The organism is Streptomyces sp. Edi2, assembly GCF_040253635.1.
GTDB lineage: Bacteria > Actinomycetota > Actinomycetes > Streptomycetales > Streptomycetaceae > Streptomyces.
Genome location: NZ_JBEJGX010000003.1, coordinates 6,612,728 through 6,639,710, shown reverse-complemented (window position 1 = coordinate 6,639,710; position 26,983 = coordinate 6,612,728). Strand labels below are relative to the sequence as shown.

Below are 26,983 nucleotides of genomic sequence, written 5' to 3'. Positions count from 1 at the left end.
GATCGCCATGGCGCTGCTGGAAGCGGTGCCCCAGCAGGACTGGGCGCAGGCCGATCCGTACATCCGCGACCACCTGGCGGCGCACACCCTGGAGGCCGGCCTCCTGCCCCAACTCCTCACCGACCCCGGCCTGTTCGCCCACGCCGACCCGGTGACGATGCGCGCCGCCATCGAAGCCGTACCGCCGGAGCAGCTGGGCGCGCCGGCCCGTACGTACCTGCGCACCGCCCCGCTGCTCACCCGCTCCCAGGCACCGGCCGATCTGCGAGCGGCGTTCCTGGAGTCCGCGTTCGTCGAGGACGGGCTGGTGGCCTACGCGGACGCGCTGCACACGCTCGGCTTCACCCTGCCGTGGCGGACGCTGTGGAGCGTGCCGCTGGTCGGCGTCCGCGCCGTGACCACGGGTTCCCTGCCCCCGCAGAGCGGGGACGGTGCGACGGCGGGCTCGCCCGGGGGACCGGACACGACCGGCGGCACAGACGGGACCGGCAGCCCGGACGGGACGCCGGCGGAGACGGCCACGGTCTCCGGCGGCGCGGCTGCCCCGGCCCCGGACGGCAGCGACGCCGGGCCCGTACCGGCGTCCCCCGCCACCGCTCCCCGCCCCGTGGCCGCTTTCCTCGTCCCCGAGGGGACCCCCGGTGCCCGTACGGTGACGGTGCCCGGCCCGGACGGCGACGCGTCCGCTGCCGGCGACCGGGCGCTCCTCGTCCACGATCTGCTGCGTCCGGGGTATATCGACGCCGATCCGGCACAGGTACAGCTGCCCTCCGCACAGGACCGGCAGGCGGCGCCGTTCGGGCTCAGCCGCGGCGCCGACTATCTGCGGGTATGGGCCAGGGCAAGCGAGGAAGTGGTGGCCGCGCTGCTCTCGGACACCCCGTTCACCGGCGCCGATCTCTCACCGGACGGGGTGCTGGTCGTCGCCACCGCGCGCGGTGTGACCGCCCGGCAGATCCTCGCCGCGGCTCCCGCGCCCGCGCCCACCGTGCCGGCCCAGCGCACCGGCACCGCCGACTCCGCTTCGTCCGACGGCCTCGATGGCCGCGACGGCCTCGAAGGAGACCACTCGTGATCACCCAGGCGCAGGCTCACGCCACCGCGGCCCGCTGGCTCAACCCCGAGGGGCATCAGGCCCCGCCGCGGGAGGTGGCCCTGCAGGAGTTCGACCTCGGCTGGGTGGTGTGGGCCGTCCCGCCGCCCCCGGAGGTCGACCCGCACACCGGGCAGCGACGCCCGCCCGCCGAGGTCGGTGCCGCCTGCGGTGTGGTCGACCGGGCGTCCGGCGAACTGACGGTGTGGCCGTCGGTGCCGGTCGACGAGGTCGTCCGGATGTACCGGCAGAAGCACGGCGCCGGTGCCGGAGCGGCCCCCTCGGCGCCCGCCGGGCGTCCGGTCACCGGCCCCGGCAACACCGCCGTCGCGACCTACCACGACCCGGCGACCGGCGAGGAGACCAGCCTCGCCCGGGTCTCGGCTCCCGGGCAGCCGCCCGCCGAGTACCAGCTCCACGACGAGCTGCAGCGGCTGGGCATCAACCCCGCGGACGTCCGCGCCGTCCACACCGATCTGCGGTCGGCCCTGCTGCCCGGCGGCTATCCCGGTGACTTCATCCTCCGCACCTTCACGAACGCCACGTTCTCCTGCACCGAGGGCTACGGCATGCGTCCCGAGGAGCGGGCCGAGGGCGTCGCCGGACTGGTGCGGCACGTCGGGATGATGCACCAGCTGGCGGGGCGGCCCGAGCCGCCGCGGCCGCACCGACTGCCGGTGCCGGAGCGCGTCGAGGCCGCGCCGCCGATGCGGGACGTGGCCCTCGGCAAGCACCTCGTGGAGGTCTTCGGGCCCCAGGGCGTCCACCGCCCGGACGCCGACGACCTCGCCGCGACCCGGCTCCCCGGGACGACGAAGAACACCCTGGTCTGGGCCGGACTGCCCGAGCGGGTGCCGTACTTCTTCACCGCCGACCGGCCCGAAGCGCCCCCCGCCGGCGGCCTGTTCACGGACGTGGCGGCCCACCTGCGGGAAACCGGCACCGAGGCCCGCGAAGAGACCCTGACGACCCTCGCCGGCTACGTCCGGATCGGCACCGACGGGCTCTACACACTCGCCGTGCAGTGCACCGCTCCGGAGCAGAACCAGAGCCTCGTCGGCACCGTCTGGGCGGTCCAGCCGTCCTCGGGCGGCGGCCGGTTCGTCAACCGCACCGCGTCCGCGTACCTGCGCTCGCTCGCCCTGCTGGTCACCACGCGCCGGCAGATGGAGGGCATGGACCCGTACGCGGCGGGTGCGGCGGTCGCCGCCTTCCAGGAACGGATCGCGGCGATCGACTCCTGGGCGCTGGACGACGACGGCAACTGGTGGTCGCTGGTCATCGAGCAGATGTGGCACGGATTGTTCTGAGGGCAGGCGACACCCTCGGGGGCGGGCCGCCTTTACGCCCGGCGCTCGCCCCTCCCCCACCCCTCAGGGCAGCAGCCAGTCGGCCGCCAGTGCGGCCGCCAGGCCGATGCCCAGCAGCCAGGTGCCGAGGCGGGTACGCCCGTTCCGGCTGAGTTCGATCACCACGCCACAGAGCACGAGCGCGGCCCCGTACACCCCGACCACCAGCACCGACGTACGCGACGCCAGGCGCACCACGAGCACCACCGCCATAGCGGCCATCAATACCGAGGCCAGGACCATGCGTATTCGCCTGGCCTGACGGGGCGTCATCCCCACTCGGCTCTCGGGTAGGGGCTCTTCTGCGCCGGCTGCGTCCATGAGCGGGAATGCTACGGGACGAGTGATCACCGGGCCGCGCCGCTCCCCCTGGGTCGCCGCCAACTGGTCGGACAGACAGGGCCGGTTCGGCTACCAACTACTGAGGGCCGACCGCCGACCGCCTGCGCTCGGCACGCGGCACGCGGCACGCGGCACGCGGCACGCGGCACGCGACGGTCGACGTCCGATGCTCGACGTCCGATGCTCGACGGTCGAATTTCCTGCATCCGCTCGCTCTCAACCGTCAACATGTCAGGCCCACCCGTACGACCCACTCCATAAGGCCCCAAGTTGACGTCACAGCCCCCTGCCTCCGGCCTCGAATAATTGACCAACGGCGCACCAATACTTAACCTGCCCTTTCAGCAGCGCCGGGAGGAACCCCCGGGCACGCCCCCTCGCAAGATTCACCAATGCCGCGACCGAGGCCAATTCCCCTGCATTCGCACGAGGTTGAGCCGCAGGATGCCCACGCTCTCTCCACACACCTCGCCTTGACATGCTTGCGCCCAGATCGCCTAATGTGTGATTGGTTGAGGATGCGACAAGTATCTGCGGGCGACGCATGACGGGGGCAAGGATGGCAGGCAAGGCATTTGACGTCGATCCGGATGTACTGCGCAGGCAGGGCGACGCATTCGTCCACATCGGCAGCGATTTCTCCAAGGCGTCGAAGAAGCTTCAAGACGATCTTGAAGGCCTCGGCAGCCCCTGGGAGAACTGCGACTTCGGCGATACCTTCGAAACGATCTACACGCCCATCCGGGACGGCATGTTCGAATCGATGGACTCCCTGGGCGAACGCCTCGAAAGTATCGGCGACAAGCTCCAGAACATGGCCGGCTCGTACACCCAATCCGACGAGCAGGGCATCCACACCATCAGCGCGGTCGGCCGCCCCGCCATCTGACGCCCGGTGGGTATCCCTCCCGTGAACCCGGGCGCCGGGGCATCCGAAAGCCCCGCCGAGGCCCTTCCCGGCCGCATTCCCGCAGCGCCTCGAAGGCGCGGCCGAGCAGCGGCGGGGCCTCCCCACGGGCCACCGCCACCACCCCTCTCACGCTTTCCTTCACCGACGCCATTGCACTCCGCAATCGGCTACCACTGCACGGGGGACGATCACTGTGTCTTTGACGCTGCCAGGCGAGGTTGCTTGGGTCCTGGATTTGCTCGGCTACAACTGGCCGGACGCCGACGAGGACAAGCTCCACGAGTGCGCCCAGACCTGGCGCAACTTCGCCGAGGCGGTCAATCAAACCTCCACCAAGGGCTCTTCGGCAGCCCGTGAGGTCGTCTCCGCCAACTCCGGAGAGGCGATCGAGGGCTTTTCCCACGAATGGGGTTCCTATTCCGGCGGCGGGGACAGTGGCGACCACTACCTTCGTGACGCCGCCGCGGCGGCCGAGGTCATCGCCGTCGCCTTCGATGCCGCCGCCCTCGCCGTTCTCGCCGGCAAGATCGCCGTCATTGTCCAGCTCGTCATGCTCGCCACCGAGCTCATCGCGGCACAGGCCGCTGCGCCATTCACCCTGGGCCTGTCCGAACTCGGTGCCGCGGGCGCCACCCAAGCGACCCGCCTGATCGTCCGCCAGATCCTCGACAAGATCAAACGCGAGGTCATGGAGGCGGCCACCAAAGCCATGGAGCACGCCACCATGGATGCCATCAAGAAGATGGCGAAGAAGGCCGTCTCGAAGGAAGCCCGCAAAATCGCGGCGGACTACGTCAAGAAGACGGTCAAGGAAACCGTCAAGGACAAGGTCATCGATCAGGCGAAGGAAATCGCCAAGGACAAGATCGTCGAAGAGGGCAAGGCAAAGGCCCAAGAGGCCGCCACGGAGATGGCCCAGAACGTCGCGCAGCAGGGCATCGAAAGCCACTTCGGCGCCCGCGACGGAGTCGACTGGGGCGAAACCGCCGACATCGGCAAGGAGAAAGCCGGCGAATACGTCGACGGCATCAAGGAAGGCGCCCAGGAGTACAAGGACGGCGTCACCAGCCTCGCCGACCCCAGCACCTATATCGACCACGCCAAGGAAGACCTCACCAACCGGGGCCTGGACCACGCACAGCGCCATGTCGACCGCCACACGGGCGGCGCGGCCACCCGCCACCAGGACGTCACGGACGAGGTGCGTTCGGTGTTCGGCTGAGCCATTCGGCGCCGGCTCGTCCGTCCCGCTGCCCAGACCACAACAGGGGTGGAACCACAGTCATCAACTGCGGTTCCACCCCTGGCGGCGTTCTGGCTACGCCGACCGGCTCATGCCGGCCGATGAGCTCCCGGGGCGCATACTCCCTACGCCCTCTACATCCGCTACGGCCTCTGCGTCCGATGCATCCTCACTGGCGAGGAGGATAGTTGGGCGGTGCCGACTGGTACCCGCCAGGACCACCCGGCTGCTGGTAGGAACCCGGGTACTGCGGGGGAACCCCCACACCACCGTTCGGACCGCCGAAGCCAGGGCCACCAGGAGGCGGACCATTCCGGCGCTTCTTACTGGCGACGATCACACCGATGACGATCCCCAGCACCACGAACACACCCACGGCGATACCGACAATCGCCAGGGGGGTCACGCCGCTGCTCTTCTCAGCACCACTGCTCGCCGAAGGGCTCCCCCCAGGCGCATCCGCGCCGGCACCGGCGGAAGGCTCCGTGTCCTTCGGCATGATGAGGGGCCCGTTCTTCGAGCCGACGGGAACGTTCTCCGAGAGGGCGCGGTAGGGGCGAATCACCCCGTAGCCGTACTTGGGGTCAGGAGACGAGATGCCCGTCTTGCCGTCGGGAGTGATCGCCGTCTTCGTGAGGCGATTGGCGACCTGCCCCGCGGTGAGATCCGGGTACTTCGAGCGCACGAGGGCTGCGGCGGCCGATACGTAGGCCGTTGAGTCGGAGGTGCCTGTGGCCTGCCGGTACTTCTTCGAAGTGCCGGCAGAATAAATATCCTCGCCGGGAGCAATCAACCGGATGTGGGGACCATAGCTCGACCGGGAAAGAACCTTCCCGTCCTTCCCCACTGCGCCTACAGCCAGAACACCGGGCGCTGCCGCAGGGTAAAGAGGCTTACTGGAGCCATCGTTACCGGAGCCGGCAACCAGCAGCACGTCCTTCTTGAGGGCGTAGCTGACTGCACTCTTTTCTTCGTAGCTCAGAGGGGCACCGGCAAAAGACATGTTGATGATCTTTGCGCCGTGATCAACTGCGTATCGAATCGCGCCGTCGATGAGATTCTCAGAGCCACCGATCGCTTCGCTCCGCTTGATCGGCAGAATCTTCGCATCCGGCGCCAGACCCATGATTCCGTCGGCGTGATGGGGCCCGTGTCCATGGCCCGCAATCAGGGCCGCCATGGCGGTACCGTGATCGTCACCGGTTTCATGATCTGCCGTACCGCCGTCGCCGGCAAAGCTCTTCCCCGGGAGAACATTGCCCTTGAGGTCGACGTGGTCTCCGTTGACACCGGAGTCGATGACCGCCACGGTGACACCCTTGCCGGTCGACTCTTTCCACACCTTCTGTGGATTGAACGCATCAAGCGCCCATTGCCCGTCCCTGATGTAGTCCGCCGAAGCGGTCGGCGCGGCGGTGAAGAGCAGTGCTCCTGCCACCGCCACGCCGCCAACTGCACGCAGCGTCCGCGTGAAGCTCATGCTGCAACACCTCTCCTCAACAGGTTGGGGCCCGCAGCCCGAAGACTGCGGGCCCACCTCGTTTCCGCCGCTGTCACACCCGAAGGCTAGCTACTCAATCACTTTGGGAGCCACATTGCGGTCGGTCGTCCAGGTCTCCTCGTCCTCGACCAGGTAGTCCGGCCGCTCGCCGTTCTGGCCCTTGTCGTTCTTGCCCTTGGCTCCATGCATACCGTGCGCCCCGGGCATCCCGCCCGACCGACGGCTACCGGAAGCCGCGGCGCCCGACTGAGCACCCCCGCGACTTCGGTGGAGACCCGAGCCGCCCTGGGAGCCACCGGCCGCCTTGCCTCCTGGACCAGCGCCGACCACGCCACCCTTCTGGCGAGCGAGGCCAAGACCACGCCCGGCTCCCCCGGCCCCCTTGGCACCGCCCTTGGCGCCTGCCGCACCCGCGCCGCCCATACCTGGCATGCCTGCACGTCCAGCCCCACGCCCGGCAGCCCCGGGGCCCGTGGTCCCGCCAGTACGACCACCAACGCTCCCCGTGGTCCCACCAGAACGACCACCGGCGCCACCGTTCATGCCGCCCGGCACACCGGGAAGCCCCCCGAGGCCGGGGCCGGTGCCGCCGCCAGGGCCGGTGCCACCACTCATGCCTCCGGTGCCGGGGCCGATGCCACCACCGCCTGGGATGGTTCCGCCGCCTCCGCCGGGGCCCACGCCGCCTTGCGGAGGAGTCAGGCTTTCAAGACCCGTGCCCACATGCGGCGTGAGGGAGCCCGGGGCCGGCATCGTGTTGCCGATACCCCCGCTGATCCCTGGCGTCTTCACACCGTCGCCCGAGAACCCTGGCCCCTTCTCCATGGGCTTCATCGAGCCCTTCGACATTCCCTTGGGTTTGGTGACAGCTGCCGGCAGGGGGTAGTGAACCGGCGGGATTCCCGAGTTGTCCGGCGGCGGAATGGAGGTTGGGTCGTCGTCAACCCCTACACGCGTGGGCTTCCCGATAGCTACCGCATTGGTCCGGTAGGCGGCACCCAGGTACTCCATGGTCGCCGCAGCCTTCAGCTGCGTCTCCTTCTGCGCTGACAGGTCGTCTTCATTGTCCTTGACGACCTGAGTCGCGCTCTTCCCACCGGCAAGCTGTGCGTCAGCGTTCTTGTCCTGGCGGTCGATGTGGTCGGTCGCCCAGTCCCAGGCACGGTCGCCCCAGTCAGGCATCTCCATGCCGTCGAGGTGCTGCTTGTACGAACTCAGGGCCTCGTGTGCGCGGCCCATGCCTTCGCTCACGTTCTTGGCGTACAGAGCACCGTTCCCGATGTTCTCGCTGATCTTCTTGGCACGCTCGCGAAACGCCTTCGCGGCGTCGCCGTCCCAGTGCTCCAAGACCTCGTCGATGGCCTTGTCGAAGTAGGCGCGGATGCCACCGCCGCTGTCGACCACCATCGCGTCGTGCACCTGTTTCCAGGCCTGGGAAACGCCGGCAACTGTCTCCGGCTTCGCATCGGCCACCATGGCTTTCAGCGCCATGAAGTCAACCTTGTAGAACTTCGTGGAGTTCTCGATGGCATAGCACTTGTCCTGTGGTGCGTACTTATCGTCCGCGCGACTACCCACGTCCCTACCCCCTCTTCCTCTGTGAGCTCATGACTGCCACTCAGGAGTACTTGTTCTGCGATGAAGACTGACCGTTCTTCATCGCATTGCTCGTGTCCTGCTCCTGGTCCTGATAGGCGCCATGAGCCTTCGAAGTCTTCTTCTGAAGATCACCGATCAAATGCTCGAGCTTACCGAGTACGTCCGACTCGATGAAGGTCTTCATATCGGCATGCTTCTGCCGCAGCTCGCCCTCCTCCTCGAACCCCTTGCCCAGCGAGCCTTCCGGAAGGTGTGTCCCGCTCTTCGCCTTGCCCGAGGCGCTCTGCATGTCCTTGAGCACGTTGTTGAGCTTCTTGACGACGTCATCGAGCCTGTCAAGATCGACGCGGTAGGAATCGTTAGCCATCCTTGGCCTCCCCGTGTTTGCTATGAAGTTTTCCGACGCCAGTCACGAAGTGCGATGGCGCAACCCACCACCGTACCGACGGCCAGAAGCCCGCCGCCGACAATGTAGACGGCCACACGGGCACGCCGGTCCTCGGGGCTCTCGCCGAGTGTGACCGCGACCGGATGGATATCGGAGCCGTCAGCCATGTTCGAGGGCTTGTCCGGCTTGGGTTCGGCAGTGGGCTCGGTGTCGTCGTTGAGAGCCGCCACCGGGTCGACGACGCCCCAGCCGATGAAGTTGTCGCGGTCCTTGCGCACACGCTCGGCGGTCTGTTCGAGATGCCAGATGAGCTGCTGCGGCGACCAGTCCTTGTGCTTGGCCTTGAGAAGGGCTGCGGCTCCCGCTACGTACGGCGCGGAGAAGCTGGTGCCCTGGTCGACGCAGTTGCCGCCGTCGGGGACGGTGGAGACCATGTCGACGCCGGGGGCGGCGATCTGGACGAAGTTTCCGGACTGTGAGAAGGGCGCACGCTCGTTGTTGCGGTCCGAGGCGGCCACTGCCAAGACGTTGGGGTACTTGTTCGAGTACGCGGCGGGGTACATGTTCTTTTCACCGCCGTCGGCACCACCGTTGCCGGCCGAGGCGACCACCAGAATGCCCTTGGCGTTGGCGCGGGCGATCGACTGCTCGAGGGTGGGCAGAAGGCGTCGGTCCGCGCCGGTTCCCTGGGAGATGTTGATGATGTCAACGCCCTCCGCCACGGCCTTGTCCACGGCCTTGGCGAGGCTGTCGGCGGTTCCGGCCTTCTCGGCCGAGGTCTGCTGGAACGGGATGACGGTGGCCTTGGGCGCGATTCCGAAGAAGCCGGAACCCCTGATCGGGCGGGCGGCGATGATGCCGGCGACCTTGGTGCCGTGACCGACCTTGTCCTCGGTCGGCTTGCCCTTGACAAAGGTTTTGCCGCCGCTGCCGATCGCGCTTTTCAGCTGCTGGTTACCGTCGTCGATACCGGTGTCGATGACACCGACACGGATTCCTTGCCCCTTCATTCCGTTGGCCCACAGCTGATTCGTCAGGAGCCGCTGCAGCGACCACGGGGTCTCGGCGATGTTGTCCGTGCCGAACTTGCACTCACCGCTGTTGAGCGGCACGTTCTCGTCCGCGATCGCCGGTGCGGCGGTCACGCTCGTCAAGCCGGCAATGCACACCGCCAGAACCAGTGCGCTCGCCGCTCGGCGACGGTGCCCGGCTCGATGACCAATGGCGCGAGATCCCACGGGTTGTCTGCTCTCCATGTGTGACGGAACGGTCGGGGCGAGGAGTGAGGGGCAAGGAGTGAGGAAACGGCGGAGAAAGGGGCGGTGTGGAGGAGATGGCGGGGGTATTGCGGAGCGGTATCGGACGGCAGAAGGGCGAGCGCACTGATGCAGCGCGCTCGCCCTCATTGACCACTGTGCGAGCCTTCGGGCTGCTCAGCCGGTCGCTATCCGTACCGTTGCTGCCGTGAGGTCAGCCCGCCCAGATACCGGAGTTCTTGTGCTCGGTGGCCTGGTAGTTCTGGGCGGCCTGGTCCAGCGCCTTGGCGATGGCCTCAAGCGTCGAGTGCAGGGAGGCCGCGCGCTGGTCCCACTCGCGCTGGCGGGCCTGGTAGCCCTCCTGCGCGGCACCTTCCCAGCTGGCGGCGATCTTCTTGACGCCCGCCTCGAGGTCGTCGAGCTGCTGGCGGATGTTGTTGGCCGTACCGCGCACGTCGGAACTGGCCTGCGAGATCGTCGCGAAATTGACGAGGATCTGGCCTGACATGGTGTCTCCTCAGGAGTTGCTGAAGCCTGGTCGATGCACGTGCCACAGCGGGCCGGCGGGGACTGCCCGCCCGGCCCGGGCTGAGGCCGCTGAGCCGTTGCGCCGCGGAATGCGGCGCGGCTCCATCATCCGAACGGGGAAGCCGAGGCGGAGATGTGCGAGATCGACTGGGCCTGCTCCTCTTCGGAGGCGGAGTAGTTCTTCGTGGTCGAGTCGATCGCTTCCTTGATCTCACCCAGAAGCTGGTTGAGACGGGTGGCGTCCTCGTTCACCTTGGACTGGAGCTGGTTGTACGAGGAGGCCGCAGCACCCTTCCAACCAGACGTGATGGTGTCGACGACCGTGTTCAGGCGAGAGATCTCGCCCTGGATCGACTGGTTGACCGAGGAGATCTTGCCGCTGAACGCGACCATCTCCTCCTCGGTGGTTGTGTACTGCTGACCAGCCATAGTCAACGTCCCCCATGAGACTTGTACGTCGTACCGCGGCATGCCGCCACAGGCGCTCCCGCGGTAGGCATCTCCTGCTGACGCCATTGGCTACTTTAACCACTCCATAAGCCTGTTCCCAACAGGGGGAGCGTTCTTGTGACGGGATCACAACATCGTCAACTGGCCGCCATGGAAACGCCGTTCAAAGGAACCGGACGAAAGCGATGCTATCGGTCAGGTCCGGGCGCAGGGAAGTAACGAAGATCGCACCCGGAAGGCCGCGGCGACCGCGGTGAATTCTACGGTGCACGGAATGCGGACACCGAAGTCCGCGCCGATTCCCGTGACGGAACGGCGCGGACCTCGTGCACTTCTGAAGCCCAGGCCCTTCAGGACCTGGTACTCCCCTCAGGACGACTGCGGCTTCTTGGCGCTGCGGATGTCCAACGCCGGCCCCTCGGAGAGCAGGGTGGACCAGGCCTTCAGAATCAGCGGCGGGTGCGTGCCGCCGTAGCCGAGGTGAAGCCTCGACTGGTCGACTTCCTGCTTGTCGTTGCCGGCCTTGTCCCCGCCGTCGTTGTTCCGCGGCACGGAGTAGCGCAGCCCCGTGTCGGTGGCCAGGAAAAGGCTGCCGCTCTTCGCCTGGGGCGTGGGCACCTCGGTGTACAGCAGGCCGCTGCCGGGGGTGACGTACGAGCTGGCGCCGCTGGCGAGCTTGGCCGGGTAGTCCTTGCCGACCCAGGTCTGCATGTCCGGCACACCGTTCGGGTAGCCGAGCTGCTTCTCCTCGCCGCCCGGGTACTTGTTGTTGGTGCCGTTGTAGACACTGCAGGACACGCCGCTGCGCGTGGGGGTGACCAGCCCGCCGCCCTGCGAACCGAAGTTGTTGGCCGGGGAGACCGCTTCCTTCGGCCACGGCGAATCGAAGTCGCCGAACGTCTTCCCCAGGTACGTCGTCAGGTTCCCCGAGTCGTCCTTCTTCGGGGAGATGCTGCTGGCGGCGACGGGTACGGGGACGATCGGCGAACCGTCGGAGTGCAGCTTCCTCGCGTTCGAGCCCTGCTCCAGCAGCCTGGCGACGAACTTCGTCACCTGCTCGACGCCGTCCTTCTCCACGACGTACTTCTGGCCGTCGCTGTCCTCGAGGATCGAGCCGACCCGCTTGCCCTTCTCCGGGACCTTGGGGGCATTGGTCATCGTTCCGGCCTGCTCGACCTGCGGCATGCTGATGGAGAGCTGGTCAGGGAGGGTGAGCAGGGTGTCCATGTACTGCTGCGACACCTTCTGCGGCTGGGCGTTGGGGCCGAAGACGATCCGGCGCAGGAGGGCGTCACCGTCCACCCTGCTGCCGGCCCACCCGCCCATCCGGGTGGAGTTGAACCCGAAGGCCATGCCGTGGTTGTCGACCAGCCACTTCTTGCCCTTGGGGTCCTCGACGTACAGCGCCTGATGGACGTCGAGCTTGCCCTTGTCCTCGACGAGCTTCTTGTCCTTGCCGGCCAGGACGAAGACGGCCTGCTGCGGCTTGGAGTTGGTGCCGGTGCCGGGGCGGTTGCACACCGCCCAGGTCTTCGGCTTGTCGGCGTCCTCGGAGCCGGGCAGCCGGTCGGGCGCGTACGGAATACCGAGGGCGGGCCCGTGCGGGAGCTTTCCGTCCAGCTCGGATTCCTTGACCTTGACGACTTTGAACTGCGGGTCGATAAGAAGCCGGGCGGAGGAGAGATTCAGGATGGGGTGCAGCAGTTTCTGGTGGTGGCTTTCCAGGACGATGTAACGCGTGGTCGATTCGTCCCCGACGATGACATTCTTGCCGACCTCGTCCCACCCCTGCGGTGCAACCGGCTTGAGAATGCCGCACGCACCGAATCCCACGAGCATCACGACACCCATGACGATACTCGGCACCACCGCCTTGAGCGGCTTGGGGGCGCTCTCGATCGATCCGTTCGGCAGCGGCTTCAGAAATGCCGCATTCGTGCGCTTTCGAGCAAACGAATACGCATTCAGCTCGTCCCGACGTGATGCCATTGTTGCTTTCTCTCCCCGCCTGTCGGATCTACCTCGACCGCCCCCGGCACTCACGCCGTAGCGCCCTCTACTATGCCGTGTGTCGATCGACCCGTACGGTACGGGTGCCACCTTCCAACGCACCAGTCTCAGCGGGCGACCGACACGTCCAGAGGCCACACCACCAGTAGAGGAGCAGGCCGGGGGATGTCCAGCGCCACCAGGGCTCGACGCCGCAATGGGCGGCAACAGCAGCAACAGCCTTCCGCTGCCCCGCAATACGCGGGAAATGCTGACCAAAACGGTACAGCTTCGGGCAACAGAGGAAATGGCGGCGGGGATTCCGCGGCCCGTCCGGCCGGTCCGGTGGCACCGCGGCTGCGCCAACAGGCCGGAACCATCGGTGGGGTGCGCGTCCAGCAGCTGGCCATCATCGAACTCGCCGCGGCGCTGGTGCTGGTGGGCTGGACGATCCACCCGGCCGCACTGACCGCGGCCATTGTGATCGCGGCTCTTCTGGTCATTTTCGCGCTCGGCCGGCGGCGGAGGATTCCGCTGCCGGAATGGATCACGACCGTGCGCGCCATGAAGCGCCGCGGCAAGGACAGCAACTCCGCGCTCGCGGCGACGCAGGGCGTGGACCCCGCCTTCGCGCCGGTGGTGGAGTGCGAACCGGCCCTGCGGACCTACGAGTTCACCACCGAATCGGACCAGCGCGCCATCGGCTTCGTCGGTGACGGGACGTTCCTGACGGCTCTCGTCCAGGTGGATGCCCGTGACGAGCCGCTGCGGCCGCAGCGCGGCAGCCACATGCTGCCGCTCGAGGTGCTGCACACCGCGCTCGACATCGAGGACATCCACCTCGAATCGGTGCAGTTCGTCCAGTACACCCAGCCCGCGCCGGCCCCGCACCTGCCCGAACAGGCCGTCGCGGCCCGTTCGTATGCGCCGCTGCAGGCCCAGTCGCAGACGCCGGCGCTGCAGCTGACGTGGATCGCCCTGAAGCTCGACCCCGAGCTGTGCTCGGAGGCGATCGAGGCCCGCGGTGGCGGGATGGAGGGCGCCAAGCGTTCGCTGCTGCGCGCCGCCGACCAGCTCGTCAGCCGGCTGACCGCACACGGTGTACGCGCCAAGGTGCTCGCCGAGCGGGAGGTCGTGGCCGCGATCGGCACCGCGGTGTGCGTCAGCCCGCGGGCCGCCAACGGGGCGATGGGGCGCGACGGCCGGGCGGCCCGCCGCACCCAGGAGACAACCCGGGCGATGCGCTGCGACGACCGCTGGCACACCACCTATTGGATCGGCCGGTGGCCCCAACTGGGCCAGGGCGGTGCCCCGTTGGCGGCCGTCACCCAGCTGCTGACCAGCACCAGGGCGATGGCCAGCACCTTCACGCTGGCCGCCACGCACGGCAACGGCCGCGCCCCGGCCATCTCGGGTTACGTCCGTCTTTCCACCCGCAGTGAGAACGAGCTCTCCGCCGCGCAGAGCGAGTTGGAGCGCCGTTCCGGTTCCGTGAAGGTCGGGCTCGTACGGCTCGACCGGGAACAGCTGCCCGGCCTGCTGGCCACGCTTCCCCTCGGAGGTACCCGCTGATGGCCTCTCCCACCTATCAGCCCCGCGTCAACACCAGCGGCAACGGCTGGCGCAATCCCCCCGTCGCGGGCGGCGGCACCGGTGGCGGCGGCCGCCTCTCGCACCAGCCGCGCCCGGACGAAGGGCAGTCGGGTGCGAACGGCCCGCAGCCCCGGCCCGGTTTCGGCCTGCGCGGCCCGCGGCGCAGCCCGCACATCCTGACCGCGGAATCACTCGCCTCGCTGACCCTGCCGGTCGGTGACGACGGCGTGATCATCGGCATCGACCCGCAGAACCAGCCCGCCGTGCTGAGCCTGCTGCGACCGGCGCCCTTGGAGATCGCGCTGGTCGGCAGCATGTGGATGGCGCAGGTGCTGGCGCTGCGTACGGTCGCCACCGGCGCACGGGTCGCGGTCGAGACGGCGCGGCCGCCGGCCTGGGGGCAGATGGCGCAGGCCGCGGGCGGCGGGCAGCAGTGCGTCTCCGTCCACGATGTGCGTCAGATCGCGCCCCAGGGTCCGTCGGTTTCCAGCCCGGTGCTGGTCGTACGGGACATGGGTGCACGGCCGCCGCGCAATCAGCTCGCCCCGAGCCCCTGGCAGTCGGTGCTGACCGTGCTGCCCTTCCTGGGGCCGCGGTCGCCGCAGATGCTCAGCCGTGCCGACCTGGTCGGTCTGCAGCGGCTCTCGCCCGAGGAGACCGAGGTTGTGACGCGAATCATGCGGCTGCCGGAGCAGGTCGGCGCGGTGCTGCCGACGCTCAGCGACAACGCCATGCTGTGGTGCTCGCGCGACGGCCACCAGTTCGTCATGACCCAGCCCACGGACGCGGAGACCAACCTGCTCGGCGGCCCGCGCCGTATGGACTGACCGACCCCGCGGGCCGGTTGCCCTTCGGGGCACCGCGCTCCGCACGTACACCACCGGCCGCAGGCACGGCGTTACGGGCGCACCCACGGGTGCGCCCGTCAGCGTGCCGAGGGGCTTGAAGACGATATGGCACCGACTGCCGCTATGGGCCGAGTCTTGATTAGGCTGTGCAGGAGAGCCGCAGGAGCACAGCACGACGGCAGTCGATACGGGGACGGAGACAGTTAGTGTTGGCGCAACCCCGGGTGGTGTGTTCCGACTTCCGCTACATCCGATCGATCCGCCTGTATCCGGTCCTGCCGTTCAGGTGCGTTGCAGTACACCAGGAGGCACAGTGAACGAGCAGGAGGCTTTCCGTCCGGACGGAAACGATCCTGACGACGACCAGTCCGAGTTCGACCTGACCGGTGAGTTCAAGATCGATTTCGCCGCACCGGCCTGGTACGCGAGCAACGACACCAGTGGTGGGGGCACGAGTGCCGCCTCCCCCGCGACTCCTCCTGCGTCTTCGCCCACCGCTCCGCCCGCCGCCGCCCAGCCCCCGCTCGGCCCGCCCACCGGCCGGCCGCTGCCCGGGCCCGCCCAGGGGGCGCCCGGAATTCCGCCACAGCAGCCGCAGCAGCCGCAGCAGGGTGCGCCCGGGGTTCCGCCGCAGGGTGTGCCGGCGACCCCGCCGCCCGTGGAGGCCGCTCCGCCGAGCTTCCCGACCCTGCGCCCGCAGGACACCGGCAATGACGCACCGGCCGCCGGCATCGGCGCACCGCTGGCCGGCAGTGACGCACCGGCGGCCGGCAATGCCACACCGGCCACCACAACTCCCGGCCCCGAGCCGACCGCGGCGTCTGCACCGGCCACGGACGACGCTGCGGACGCCGCCAATCGCCGCTCGGGCACGGGTGTCGACCCGTCGTTCTCCCTCTGGGGCGACGACGATGACAACGATCCGAAGGCAGCGAGCGCGACCGAGGCCGAGGCCAAGTTCGAGGCCGAGGCGGAAGTAAGGCCCGAGCCCGAGGCCGACGCCGCGCCCGCGGTGACGCCGGAGGCCGCACCCACCACGGTGCCGCAGCCCGAGGCCTCGCAGCCGCCGCACGCCGCCGAGGGCGGAGCTCCCGCCCCTGAGGCGGTCACCCCTCCCCCGCCCGCGCCCGATGCCGCGGTGCAAGGCGGACAGCCCGCCCCGGCCCAGGCGCAGCCACAGCCGCAACCCCAGTCGCAGCCGCAGCCCCAGCCACAACAGGCCGCGCCCCAGCAGGGCGCGCCCCAGCAGGGGGTTCCGCACCAGGGCGTCCCGCAGCAGACGACTCCGCAGGGCGTGCCTCAGCAGGGTGCTCCGTGGGGCGCTGCGGCGGAGGGACAGCAGCAGGGTGTGCCCGGGCAGGGCACCCTGCCGCCACTGCCGGCGGAGTTCCAGCCGGCGGACCCGCGGATGGCGCAGGCGCAGGCGCAGGCCGCCCAGCAGGGCCAGCAGCAGCCGCAGCAGCACGCAGCGGCGCAGCAGCAACAGCAGGCGCAGCAGCCGCAGGCCGGCTACCCGCAGGGACAGCCCGCCCAGCAGGGTGGCTACCCGCAACAGCAGCAGGGCGTCCCAGGCCAGCAGCAGGCCGCGTACGGCTACCCGCAGACCTCCTACGGCTACCCCCAGCAAGGCCAGCAGCAGCCGCAACAGCATGCAGCGGCGCAGCAGTCCGGCTATGGCTACCCCCAGCAGGGCCAGCAGCAGCCGCAGCAGCACGCAGCGGCGCAGCAGTCCGGTTACGGCTATCCGCAGACCGGCGCGCAGGGCTACCCGCAGGCCGGTGCGCAGGGCTACCCGCAGCAGGGCCAGTACCCCCAGCAGGCGCAGGCCGGCTACAGCCAGCAGCAGGCCGCCGCCCAGCAGGCGGCACAAGCCCAGGCTGCGCAGGCCCAAGCAGCACAGGCCCAGGCGGCACAAGCCCAGGCGGCGCAGGCGCAGCAAGCCCAGCAGGCTCAGTACGCTCAGCAGGCCCAGGCGCAGCAGGCCCAGCACGCTCAGCAGGCCCAGGCCCAGCAGGCGCAGCAAACGCAGCAGGGCCAGCAGGCTCAACAGCCCCAGCAGGCCTACCAGCCGCTCCCCGGGCAGCAGGCCGGCGACCCGAACGCGGCGGCGAACTACGCGTCGTACTCGCAGCCGGGTCAGCAGCAGCCGCAGCAGCGGGCCGCTCCCGGCGCGCCGCTCGGCTACAGCGCCGCGGTGGAACTGACCTCCGACCGGCTGCTGCGCAACCAGCCCAAGAAGCGCAAGCCGGGCGCCAATGCCCAGCCGTCCAAGTTCAAGCTGGGCGCGAAGAAGGAAGAGGCGGAGCGCCAGCGCAAGCTGGAGCTGATCCGCACGCCGGTGATGTCCTGTTACCGGATCGCGGTGATCAGCCTCAAGGGCGGCGTCGGCAAGACCACCACGACCACCGCGCTGGGCTCCACCCTCGCGTCCGAGCGGCAGGACAAGATCCTGGCGATCGACGCCAACCCGGACGCCGGCACGCTCGGCCGACGGGTGCGGCGCGAGACCGGTGCGACCATCCGTGACCTGGTGGGTGAGATCCCGCATCTGCACAGCTACATGGACATCCGCCGGTTCACCTCGCAGGCCCCTTCGGGCCTGGAGATCCTCGCCAACGACGTGGACCCCGCGGTCTCCACGACGTTCAACGACGAGGACTACCGACGGGCGATCGACGTCCTCGGCAAGCAGTACCCGATCATCCTCACCGACTCGGGTACGGGTCTGCTCTACAGCGCGATGCGTGGAGTGCTCGACCTCGCCGACCAGTTGATCATCATCTCCACCCCGTCCGTGGACGGTGCGAGCAGCGCGAGCACCACCCTGGACTGGCTGTCCGCGCACGGCTACGCCGACCTGGTGCAGCGGGGTATCACGGTCATCTCGGGTGTCCGCGAGACCGGCAAGATGATCAAGATCGATGACATCGTGTCGCACTTCGAGACCCGCTGCCGCGGTGTGGTGGTCGTCCCCTTCGACGAGCATCTCGCCGCAGGTGCCGAGGTCGACCTGGACATGATGCGGCCCAAGACCCGTGAGGCGTACTTCAACCTCTCCGCCCTGGTGGCCGAGGACTTCGCGCGGGCACAGCAGGCAGCGGGGATGTACCCGCAGCAGCAGATGGGCGGCGACCCGTACGCCCAGCAGCAGTACGCCCAGCAGGGGCAGCCTCAGCAGGGCCAGCCCCCACAGGCACAGCCGCAACAGCAGCCGCAGCAGGGCCAGCCGCCGGCCGGTTACCCGCCCCAGCAAGGCGGTTGGACCCAGCAGGCCGCCCAGCAGCCCGCCCAGCCGCCGGCCCACTGGCAGCAGCAACAGCCCGCTCCGGACGCACCGCAGCCCGAACAACACCCCGGCCTGGCACCGGGATGGCAGCAGCAGCCGCCTCCGCAGTGAGGCGGGCATAGCGCACGGGCGTAACGGCACGAGCATGGCGCACCACGGGGCGGGGCCGGCATCAGTGAGATGCCGGCCCCGCCCTGTAGCACGTCATCCCTCGGACGAGTGAACCCCTCTCGGTCGAACTCCGCATGAAATCAGCCGAGTTGGCGATACCGCAGCTCCACCACCCACCCAACCCGAGTTGGCCAGACCGCACGTCCACAGCCGCCCGACCCGAATTGGCGACACCGCACCTCCGCAGCACCCGCCGAACCCCGAGTTGGCCAGACCGCACCTCCACACCCGCCCACCCCCCGAAGGGGGGTGGGCGGCGGGGAAAAACATACGGGGGGGTGCGCCGGATCAGAACAGGGAGGGAAGGGCCGGTACCCACTGACGGCCGCGGGAGCGGAAGCACCCGTAGCGCGGGAGGCGGGGCCGACACTCGTGAGAGGGCCAGGGGCCGGCAACCCACGGAGGTGAAGGCCTTCGCCGCCGGAAAGGCAGGCCGGGGAAGCCGCCGGAAAGGCAGACCGGGGAAACGGAAGCGGCAGCGAAGGTCCGCCATCGCAGGAAGAAAGGCGGAAGGCCGGCAAGCCGGAACCGGAGGCCCCAGCCGCCGCGATCACCCCCAACCGGTGGCGGTCAGCTCGCCTCCGCGACCAGCCCCCGGGCCAGCTTCACATCGACCGCCATCCGCTCCAGCAACGCGTCGAGCGTGTCGAACTTCTCCTGGCCGCGGATGTAGGCGACGAAGTCCACCCCGACGTGCAGCCCGTACAGATCCAGGCCGATGCGGTCGATGGCATACGCCTCGACGGTCCGTGCCGTGCCGTCGAACTGCGGGTTGGTGCCGACCGAGATGGCCGCCGGCATTGCCTCACCCTCGACCTGCAGCAGGCCGGCGTAGACGCCGTCGGCCGGGATCGCGGTGTGCGGCAGGGTCTCCACATTGGCCGTCGGGAAGCCCAGTTCACGGCCGCGCTGGGCACCGCGTACGACGACGCCCTCGACACGGTGCGGCCGTCCGAGGACCTCCATCGCGCCGGCCACATCGCCCTCGGCGACCAGGCGGCGGGTGAGCGTGGAGGAGAACGGCTCGCCGCCGCCCGCCGCCCCGCGCTCGTAGAGGTCGATGACCTCCACGGTGTAGTCGTAGGTGGTCCCGAGTTCCGCGAGGGTTTCGACATTGCCGGTCGCCTTGTGCCCGAAGCGGAAGTTGGGGCCCTCGACGACGACCTGGGCGTGCAGCTTGTCGACCAGCACCTTGACCACGAAATCGGCCGGCGCCAGCTTCGAGAACTCCTTGGTGAACGGGAGAATGAGCACCGCGTCCACCCCCAGACCGGCCATCAGCTCCGCACGCCGGTCGTGCGGCGCCAGCAGCGGCGGATGGGTACCGGGCCGCACGACCTCGCTCGGGTGCGGGTCGAAGGTGACGACCACCGCGGGGATCCCCAGCTCATGGGCGCGCGCGACGGCCTTGCCGATGATCAGTTGGTGGCCGCGGTGCACTCCGTCGTAGGAGCCGATGGTGACGACGCTGCGTCCCCAGCCCTCAGGGATGTCCTCCAAGCCACGCCAGCGCTGCACAGTGCCCGCTCCTCGCCCGAACCCTTGTCCGTCCATTGCGCCAATTCGGCATGGCGCAGGTCTAAGACTGCCATGCCGCGGGTGATGCTCCGCGCGAAGGGTGGCTCAGGGCAGCCGTCCCGGCCCCGGTGCGGCCCTGATCCCACGGACGGTCCCGCGGGTCACGAAGGGCTCCTCCTCCCCCCGGGCCGCCCGGTGCCCCCGGCCCACACCGCCCGGCCGCCGCAGAGCCCTCTGCCACACCCCCGCAGCCTCCTGCCGCACCCCCGCAGCCCCTTGGCGCGCCCCGACAGCCCCGGCCAACGGTCCCGCCCGTCAGCTGTGACACCCGGCGAGCGTGGCACGGGCGCCGGGGCCCACCACTGCCGCCCACTCCCCCGGCTCGTCCGTCACCCAGTCCTGCACCCGCCGTGCGAAACCCGGCAGCCGCCGCCCCAGTTCCACCAGCCGCCGGTCGAAGCAGGCCGCGCCCGCCGGCGTGCGCACCAGCAGCATCCCGGTGCGGTGCACCAGTTCCCTGGTGCGCTCCGCCGGCCGCCGCTCCGCGCCCTCGGCGGCGGCCTCCAACAGCGCCTCCAGCACACGGGTGTCCCGGCCCCCGCTCTCCTCGTAGGCGCGGCGCGGCACCGCATACGAGGCCTCTTGCGCCAGCAGCGCATCGAGCAGTTCGCGGCGCAACGCAACCGAATCGCCACGCCCCGTCTCGGCCAGCACGGCGGCGAGCGCGCACCGGACCGCTACGGGGAAGCCGGTCAGCAGCTCCACGGCGAGCGGGCGGAGCGCGGCGCGGGCGGCCGGGCCCCGTTCGAGGCGGCGGTCGATGAACTCCGCGACCGGCCGTGCGGCACGCTCCGGACAGTGCCGGGCGCAGTCACGGACGAGGTCGGCGACGCGGGCGACGAGGTCCGGCGCATCGGCACGGGCGAGCATGCGCAGCAGGGCGGCCGCCACCGGTGGCCCCGCGCCGCCGATCAGCCGGGCCCGGAAGGCGGTCAGCACCGGTTCGGGGTGGTCGGCGAGGGCGGCGGTGAAGACCATGGGCGGCAGCTGCGGGTCCCCCGCGACAAAACGGGCCAGCGCCCGGTCCAGGAAGCGGGAGCGCGTGGCCGGGTCACCCATCAGCAGGGCCAGCGCGGAGCCGTGGTGGGCGCTGTCGGCGCTCCGGGCGAGAAGGCAGAGGGCCGCGTAGCGCAGCAGGGCGCGGTCGGCTCCCGCGGTCACGTGCCGGGCGGCCCGCAGACCGTACGACACGGCGGCGGCCCGCCGCTCAGGGCGCACGTCGTGCGCCCACCGGTCCACGGCCCGGCACACCGCGGCCGGCTCGTCCTCGGCGAGCGCGTCCATCAGCTCGTCGCCCCTGGGGTGTGCGGCCTCCACCAGCGCCTCCGTGAGGGCGTCGAGCGCCCGGTGGCGATGGGTGTGCAGCAGCGCCTGCGCGGCGGTGGCCACGGTGATCTCGCCGGGCACAGGCTCTACGGGCCGGCCCGGACCGCCGTCCGCCGCGCCGGGGCGTTGCAGCGGGCGGGCGTCGTCGAACCAGTCGCACAGCAACGGCTGCATCCGCTGCGGATCCGCGCACAGCAGTGTGCCCGCGGCATCGAGAAACCGGGGCGAGCGTGCCGCGGCGGGCCGGGTCCCGGTTGCGGGGGCCGCTGCGGACGCGCTGCCACCGGTGTCCGCCCGGGCGGGGGTGCCCGCCCGCGCGGGGGCGGAGCACGGGCCACCGGTGGCGTCCGGCCGTCCGTCGCCGTCCCGGTCGGACGCCGGGTCGTCGGCGGGGTGGACGCGCACCCGCGGCGGCGGCGCGAAGCGGTGGCCGGCACCCGGACCGTCGGCGGCTACGGCAGGGGGCGACGAATTACCCGGCGCGGGACCGGACGGATCGGGCGGATCGGACGGGCTGGGCGGCCCGGACGGGCCGGACGCCGGCAACCGGTCGGACCACGAGGACGGCCCGGGCGACAGGGACGGACCAGCTGATGGAGATGAACCGGACCACGACGAAGGATGTCCGGACCACGACGAAGGATGGGACGACGAGGAAGGAGGGGACACCGACAACCGGTCGGGCAGCGATGACGAACCGGACGCTGACGGCCACACGGAGCGCGAGGACGGCCCGGTCCCCGACGACCCCGACGGCCACGCGGCCCGCAACGGCGCCCCGTACGCCCCAGCTCCCGTAGCCCCCGCCCCCACCTTCGCAGCCGCCTCGACCTCCACCCCCTCCCCCGCGCACCGCTTCGCACCGGCCGGCCGCCGCCCCGGCCCGCACGGCGGCCCATCGGCCGGCAGCAGGCGGCGCAGCAGGTCCATCCGGTCCTCGTCGGCCAGCGCCAGCCGCTCCCAGAACCACGGTCCGAAGGCCGCCAGCCCCGTCTGCCCGAAGCCGCCCGCCCGGAGGGACCGTTCCGTGATCCGGTCGGCGAGCAGCCGCAAGACGCCCGTGTACGGCCCCGCGTCAGGGACCCGGAGCAGCACACCGGACAGCAGATGAGCGGCCCACCTGCGTCCGTCCACGGCGTGCGCGGCCGGTGAACCGGCCCCGGCGGCAGTCACGGGGGCGGTCACCTGAGCCACCCCGGGGGCGGTCGCCATCGGCACCAACTCGGCCAGCCGGAAGGTCAGTTGCACCGTTCCCTCGCGTCTGCCGAGCAGCAGCAGCGCCTGGACGGCCGGCCCGACGCGGTGTCCGGGGACGGGCAGCAGGTCGAGGTCGACATGGGCGCCCTGCAGCCACTCCCCGAACTCCTCGTGGGCGAAGCGGAATCCGGTACCGGCCGCCACCAGCAGTCCCTCGTCCAGCACCGCACGGGCCCAGCCGGGCTCCCTCGGGAACACCTCCTCGAAGGACGTCCGGTCCAGCGCGCCAGGGCCGGGGCCGAGGCAGCGCCGGGCCGCCTCGTGCACCTGCCCTGCGACCTGGGCGGCCAGCCGGCGCACGGCGGTGCCACGCAGCGCGGGCCGGTGACCGGCCGCGAGCCGTACGGCGATGCGCAGGCACACCAGGTCCAGGTAAGCGTCGAAGATCTGGTGGCGGTCGGGTGTGCCGAGGCCCGGCGCCGCCCCGTCGGCGCACCGCCCTGCCCCGTCCCCCTCGGTGAACGCCGCGCCGACCTCCGCCAGCAGGCGCAGGGCCAGCGGATGGCGTGCGTCCGGCGCGGCCGGTGCGCCGGGCGGCAGGCCGTAGTGGCCGCGAGCGCGCTCCGCCTCCTCCTCGGTGAGGTCACCGAGCTCCATGCAGGCGGGCAGCGCGGGCGCCGGACGCAGCGGCCGGTGCAGCAGGCCGGGCGGGAAGAGCGCTCCGGCCCGCTCCCAGTACCCGGGACGGCAGGCGATCACCAGCCGCACACCGGTGGTGCACAGCCACTCGGCCGTCGCGGCGGTCCACCCGGCCAGCCGTTCCCCCTGCGCCAGGGCCGACGGCATCTCCTCCGGCCCGTCGAGGAGCACCAGCAGCGGACGCCCGGCCGCGGCCGCCTCCCGCGCGACGGCCTGGGAGGTGGTGTCCGCCGGGTCACCGGCGGTGCGGCCCTCCCGGGCGACGATCCGGCCGGCGGACCGCAGGGCGCGTTCGACGGCGGTGCGCACCCCGTCGTCGTCGGACCGCAGTTCCGCGCCGCGCAGCCAGAGGGTCGCTGCGGGGCCGGGGCCCTGGGCCCGGCGTGCCGCGAGCCCGGCCAGTTCCGTGCTCCGGCCGCATCCCGGCTGCCCCACCAGCCCCAGCACGCTTGCCCGTGCCGTCCCGTGGCCCTCCTCGAAGCGCGCGAACTCGGCGGCCGCCTCAGGCCGTTCGACCGGCTCCCGCCACGGCCGCGGGGGCTCGGCGGAGTCCGTCGACGGCATCGACAGCTCGGCAAGATGCCGCGCGCCGGCCGGGTTCAGCTCGCTGCCGTAGGCCGGGACGGTCGCCGCATTGCGCTCCAGCAGCGCGGCCAGCCCGCCTTGTGGCGCGCCTTCGGCGACCGCGCGCAGCGGAATCGCGAAGCCGCCCGCCCGGCGCCCGAAGGCGCTCTCCCCCGCCCGGCCGCGGCCAGGAGCCTGGGGGTGCAGCGCGGTGCCGAGGATGCCGAGCACCGCTCCGGTCCGGGCGTCCAGCACCGGCCCGCCGACCGCCAGTCCGCGCAGTCGCAGCGCCTCCCGGCCTCCGGCGCACAGGCCGAGCTCCAGGGTGTCGTCGAGGAGGTGGACGCGCTCGGTGGCCGTGTACATCACCCCGGAGCCCGGCCCGGCGACCGTGCCGTCCAGCCAGCCGCCCGCCCAGAGCCGTACTGCCGTGCCCGCGGCCGGCCGGGCCGCGGCGATGGGCAGCGGCGTGAGCCGGTGCGGCCCGAAGCCGCCGGCCCGTACGAGGGCGAGCCCGGCCTCCGGCAGGGGCGTCAGCGCATCGGCCGCCACCACGCACGTCCATCCGCCGCCCCCGGCCGCGCCGCCTCCGGCACCGTCCGCCATCGGCTGCAACACCAGTTGCGCGGCGCCGTCCACCGCTTCGTGGCTGGTGATCACGGTGCCGTCGTGGTCCGCGAGGAACCCCGTACCACGTGTCCGACCTGCCAGATCACGGATCCGCACCAGTGCCGTGTCCGCATCGGCATCCAGCAATGCCATCGCCGGTCCTCTCACCCTGTGCCGTCCCCCGCACGGTAGGCAGGCGGTGATCGTCTCGACAGGCCCGCTTGGCAACGCGCCCCCGTCCACGCCTTGATTCACTTCAAGCGCCTCACCGAATGAGTGAATAGCCGGAACCTGCGCGGAACCGGAGAGACAACAGGTGAGCCGCGACAGCAGGCGAGAGGGGGAAGGCGACGGGGGAGCAGGCGGAGGGGAGCGCAGACCGCATACGGACACGCAAAGGGCCGGGCCCGGAGCGCGTCTGCGCGCCTCCGGGCCCGGCCCTACAGGTGCTGCTCTACGGGTGCCTGATCGCCGGCCCCGCGTACGGCAACCGCCGCACTAGACCGCGAACACCGCCAGGCTCTTCGCCTTCCCGCCCTGGTTCTCGACCAGCGCGAGGAACCGGCCGTCCGGCCCGAACGCCGCGATCGGGCCGTTGCCCTCGAACCGCGGCATCGGGATCCGTGCGCCGTTCAGCAGCAGCCGGACCTGCGGCTCGGCCACATCCCAGCGGGTGAAGGCCGCGGCGGCCGCGTCCCCGAGCGGCATGACCGGCAGGCCCTCCCCCTCGGTGTCGTCCACGGCGGCCTGGAGCTGGTCGAGGGTGCGCGCCCGGTCCAGCTTGTACGGGCCGACGCGGGTGCGGCGCAGCGCCGTCAGATGGCCGCCGACCCCCAGCCTGTCCCCCAGGTCGCGGGCGAGGGCGCGGATGTAGGTACCGGACGAACACTCGACGGAGACCAGCAGATCGGTCACCGGGGTGCCGTCCTCGGCCTCGGTCTCGTGCGCGGAGTGCACCAGGAACGAGGAGACGGTGACCGGCCGGGCCGGGATCTCCACGTCCTCGCCGTCGCGGACCCGCGAGTACGACCGCTTGCCGTTGATCTTGATGGCGCTGACCTTCGACGGGACCTGCATGATCGCGCCGGACAGCCGGCCGACCACCGCGTCGATGTCCTCACGGGCGAACCCGTGCGCCGCCTTCGACGCGGTGATCTCGCCCTCGGCGTCATCGGTGATCGTCGTCTGCCCGAGCCGGATCGTGCCGACGTACTCCTTCTCCGTCAGCGCGAGATGGCCGAGCAGCTTGGTGGCCCGCTCGATGCCCAGGACGAGCACGCCCGTCGCCATCGGGTCGAGCGTGCCGGCGTGCCCGACCCGGCGGGTGCGCGCCATCCCGCGCATCTTCGCCACCACGTCATGCGAAGTGAAGCCGGCCGGCTTGTCGACGATGACCAGGCCCGCCCGTCGCCCACCACCACCCTTGCCGGAGAGCGCATCGCGCTCGCCCCTTTGGATGGGCTTGTTGCTCTCACGCTTCATTCTGCCGCGGTGCCCTCGTCGTCGTCCTCGCCCGGCTTGCGGTACGGGTCGGCCTCGCCGGCGTACTGGGCGCCCGAGGAGACCTCGCGCACCTTGGCGTCCGAGGCCCGTGCCTTGTCGAGCAGGTTGTCGATCGTCTTCGCGTTCTCCGGCAGGGCGTCCGGCACGAAGGCCAGGGTCGGCGTGAACTTCGTCCCCGCCGCCGCCCCGACCGCGGAGCGCAGGATGCCCTTGGCGCTCTCCAGCCCGGCGGCGGCGCTGGCCCGTTCCTCGTCATCGCCGTAGACCGTGTAGAAGACCGTAGCCTCCCGCAGGTCGCCGGTGACCCGGGTGTCCGTGATGGTCACGTGCGAACCGAGCCGCGGGTCCTTGATACCGCGCTGCAGCTTCTGGGCGACCACCTCCCGGATGAGGTCCGCCAGCTTCTTCGCCCGCGCATTGTCGGCCACTGGTCCGTCTCCTTCTTTCTTCCACAATTGTGCTTCCACCGGCGGCGGCCTGCCCGGTCCCCGGGTCAGTCATCGTCGCCGTGCAGCCGCCGGTGTACCGACAGCAGCTCCACTTCGGGCCGTGCGGCGACCAGGCGCTCGCAGCGGTCCATGACATCGGTGAGATGTCCCGTGTCCCCGGATACCACCGCCAGGCCGATGGTGGCCCTGCGGTGCAGATCCTGGTCCCCGACCTCCGCGACGCTCACCGCGAATTTGCGGTGCAGCTCGGCGACGATCGGGCGGACGACGGAGCGCTTCTCCTTCAGCGACCGTACGTCGCCGAGAAGCAGGTCGAAGGACAGCGTCCCTACGTACATGCAAGACGGGCTGAGCCGCCCGTGGGGCCTTAGGTGTCCGTTTCCTTTCGAACCGTACACGGAACGGCCGGGGCCGATCGACGGAAATACCTTCCGCCGACCGGCCCCGGCCGGCCGCCCGCCCGTCGCCCGGCCACCACCTCAGGTGGACCGGGCCACGCGCGGGCCGCTGCA

20 protein-coding genes are annotated in these 26,983 nt (G+C 70.6%); 7 read left to right on the top strand and 13 right to left on the bottom strand.

Annotation, left to right across the window (positions count from 1 at the left end; all coding sequences use genetic code 11):
* Positions 1–7 precede the first annotated feature (7 nt).
* Positions 8–1,075 (top strand): hypothetical protein, encoded by a 1,068-nt coding sequence (locus tag ABR737_RS32610; RefSeq protein ID WP_350254427.1) that lies wholly within the window; start codon positions 8–10, stop codon positions 1,073–1,075.
* A complete protein-coding gene (locus ABR737_RS32605) occupies positions 1,072–2,403 on the top strand; it encodes an SUKH-4 family immunity protein (RefSeq protein WP_350254425.1) in 1,332 nt (443 codons plus the stop codon). The genes ABR737_RS32610 and ABR737_RS32605 overlap by 4 nt, the downstream gene beginning before the upstream one ends.
* Positions 2,404–2,466: 63 nt before the next feature.
* Here ABR737_RS32605 and ABR737_RS32600 read toward each other — a convergent pair whose 3' ends face one another.
* Positions 2,467–2,763: a hypothetical protein gene (locus ABR737_RS32600; RefSeq protein ID WP_350254423.1), complete on the bottom strand. Its 297-nt coding sequence runs from the start codon at positions 2,761–2,763 to the stop codon at positions 2,467–2,469.
* 580 nt (positions 2,764–3,343) lie between these two features.
* Here ABR737_RS32600 and ABR737_RS32595 point away from each other — a divergent pair.
* Positions 3,344–3,673, top strand: a complete 330-nt coding sequence (locus tag ABR737_RS32595) for a WXG100 family type VII secretion target (RefSeq protein WP_350254421.1) — start codon at positions 3,344–3,346, stop codon at positions 3,671–3,673.
* Between the two features lie 214 nt (positions 3,674–3,887).
* A complete protein-coding gene (locus tag ABR737_RS32590) occupies positions 3,888–4,916 on the top strand; it encodes a WXG100-like domain-containing protein (protein WP_350254420.1) in 1,029 nt (342 codons plus the stop codon).
* A gap of 190 nt (positions 4,917–5,106) precedes the next feature.
* Here the strand turns inward: ABR737_RS32590 and ABR737_RS32585 are convergent, their stop codons facing one another.
* The 7 genes from ABR737_RS32585 to eccB form a co-directional block, all read right to left on the bottom strand.
* Positions 5,107–6,417, bottom strand: a complete 1,311-nt coding sequence (locus ABR737_RS32585; RefSeq protein WP_350254419.1) for a S8 family serine peptidase — start codon at positions 6,415–6,417, stop codon at positions 5,107–5,109.
* Positions 6,418–6,507: 90 nt separating this feature from the next.
* Complete coding sequence (locus ABR737_RS32580) at positions 6,508–8,016, bottom strand: hypothetical protein (protein ID WP_350254417.1); 1,509 nt, start codon at positions 8,014–8,016, stop codon at positions 6,508–6,510.
* Positions 8,017–8,056: 40 nt separating this feature from the next.
* Complete coding sequence (locus ABR737_RS32575) at positions 8,057–8,404, bottom strand: hypothetical protein (RefSeq protein WP_350254415.1); 348 nt, start codon at positions 8,402–8,404, stop codon at positions 8,057–8,059.
* A 20-nt stretch (positions 8,405–8,424) separates the two neighbouring features.
* On the bottom strand, positions 8,425–9,570 hold the full coding sequence (gene mycP, locus ABR737_RS32570) for a type VII secretion-associated serine protease mycosin (protein WP_350257010.1): 1,146 nt from the start codon (positions 9,568–9,570) through the stop codon (positions 8,425–8,427).
* 325 nt (positions 9,571–9,895) lie between these two features.
* Positions 9,896–10,189, bottom strand: coding sequence for a WXG100 family type VII secretion target (locus ABR737_RS32565; RefSeq protein ID WP_006602760.1), 294 nt, complete (start codon positions 10,187–10,189; stop codon positions 9,896–9,898).
* 125 nt (positions 10,190–10,314) lie between these two features.
* Complete coding sequence (locus ABR737_RS32560; protein ID WP_350254413.1) at positions 10,315–10,638, bottom strand: WXG100 family type VII secretion target; 324 nt, start codon at positions 10,636–10,638, stop codon at positions 10,315–10,317.
* 390 nt (positions 10,639–11,028) lie between these two features.
* The gene (gene eccB / locus ABR737_RS32555) at positions 11,029–12,648 is read right to left on the bottom strand and encodes a type VII secretion protein EccB (RefSeq protein ID WP_350254411.1); all 1,620 of its coding nucleotides are present in this window, start codon (positions 12,646–12,648) and stop codon (positions 11,029–11,031) included.
* Between the two features lie 345 nt (positions 12,649–12,993).
* On the opposite strand from eccB, the gene eccE reads away from it, so the two are divergent.
* The 3 genes from eccE to ABR737_RS32540 all read left to right on the top strand — a co-directional run bounded on the left by eccE (position 12,994) and on the right by ABR737_RS32540 (position 18,486).
* Positions 12,994–14,220 carry a type VII secretion protein EccE gene (eccE, locus tag ABR737_RS32550; RefSeq protein WP_350254410.1) on the top strand — a complete coding sequence of 409 codons (1,227 nt, stop codon included), beginning with the start codon at positions 12,994–12,996 and terminating at the stop codon, positions 14,218–14,220.
* Positions 14,220–15,068, top strand: coding sequence for a hypothetical protein (locus ABR737_RS32545; RefSeq protein WP_350254408.1), 849 nt, complete (start codon positions 14,220–14,222; stop codon positions 15,066–15,068). Before eccE ends, ABR737_RS32545 begins: the two co-directional genes overlap by 1 nt.
* 334 nt (positions 15,069–15,402) lie before the next feature.
* On the top strand, positions 15,403–18,486 hold the full coding sequence (locus ABR737_RS32540) for an SCO5717 family growth-regulating ATPase (protein WP_350254406.1): 3,084 nt from the start codon (positions 15,403–15,405) through the stop codon (positions 18,484–18,486).
* A gap of 630 nt (positions 18,487–19,116) precedes the next feature.
* Here ABR737_RS32540 and ABR737_RS32535 read toward each other — a convergent pair.
* The 5 genes from ABR737_RS32535 to ABR737_RS32515 form a co-directional block, all read right to left on the bottom strand.
* Positions 19,117–20,064, bottom strand: a complete 948-nt coding sequence (locus ABR737_RS32535) for a bifunctional riboflavin kinase/FAD synthetase (protein WP_350254404.1) — start codon at positions 20,062–20,064, stop codon at positions 19,117–19,119.
* 315 nt (positions 20,065–20,379) lie between these two features.
* On the bottom strand, positions 20,380–24,672 hold the full coding sequence (locus tag ABR737_RS32530) for an NACHT domain-containing protein (RefSeq protein ID WP_350254403.1): 4,293 nt from the start codon (positions 24,670–24,672) through the stop codon (positions 20,380–20,382).
* Between the two features lie 345 nt (positions 24,673–25,017).
* On the bottom strand, positions 25,018–26,001 hold the full coding sequence (gene truB / locus ABR737_RS32525; protein ID WP_350254401.1) for a tRNA pseudouridine(55) synthase TruB: 984 nt from the start codon (positions 25,999–26,001) through the stop codon (positions 25,018–25,020).
* Entirely contained in the window at positions 25,998–26,450 is a 453-nt protein-coding gene (gene rbfA, locus ABR737_RS32520) for a 30S ribosome-binding factor RbfA (protein WP_350254400.1), read from the bottom strand. The genes truB and rbfA overlap by 4 nt, the downstream gene beginning before the upstream one ends.
* 65 nt (positions 26,451–26,515) lie before the next feature.
* Positions 26,516–26,809: a DUF503 domain-containing protein gene (locus tag ABR737_RS32515; RefSeq protein ID WP_350254398.1), complete on the bottom strand. Its 294-nt coding sequence runs from the start codon at positions 26,807–26,809 to the stop codon at positions 26,516–26,518.
* Positions 26,810–26,983: the final 174 nt, after the last annotated feature.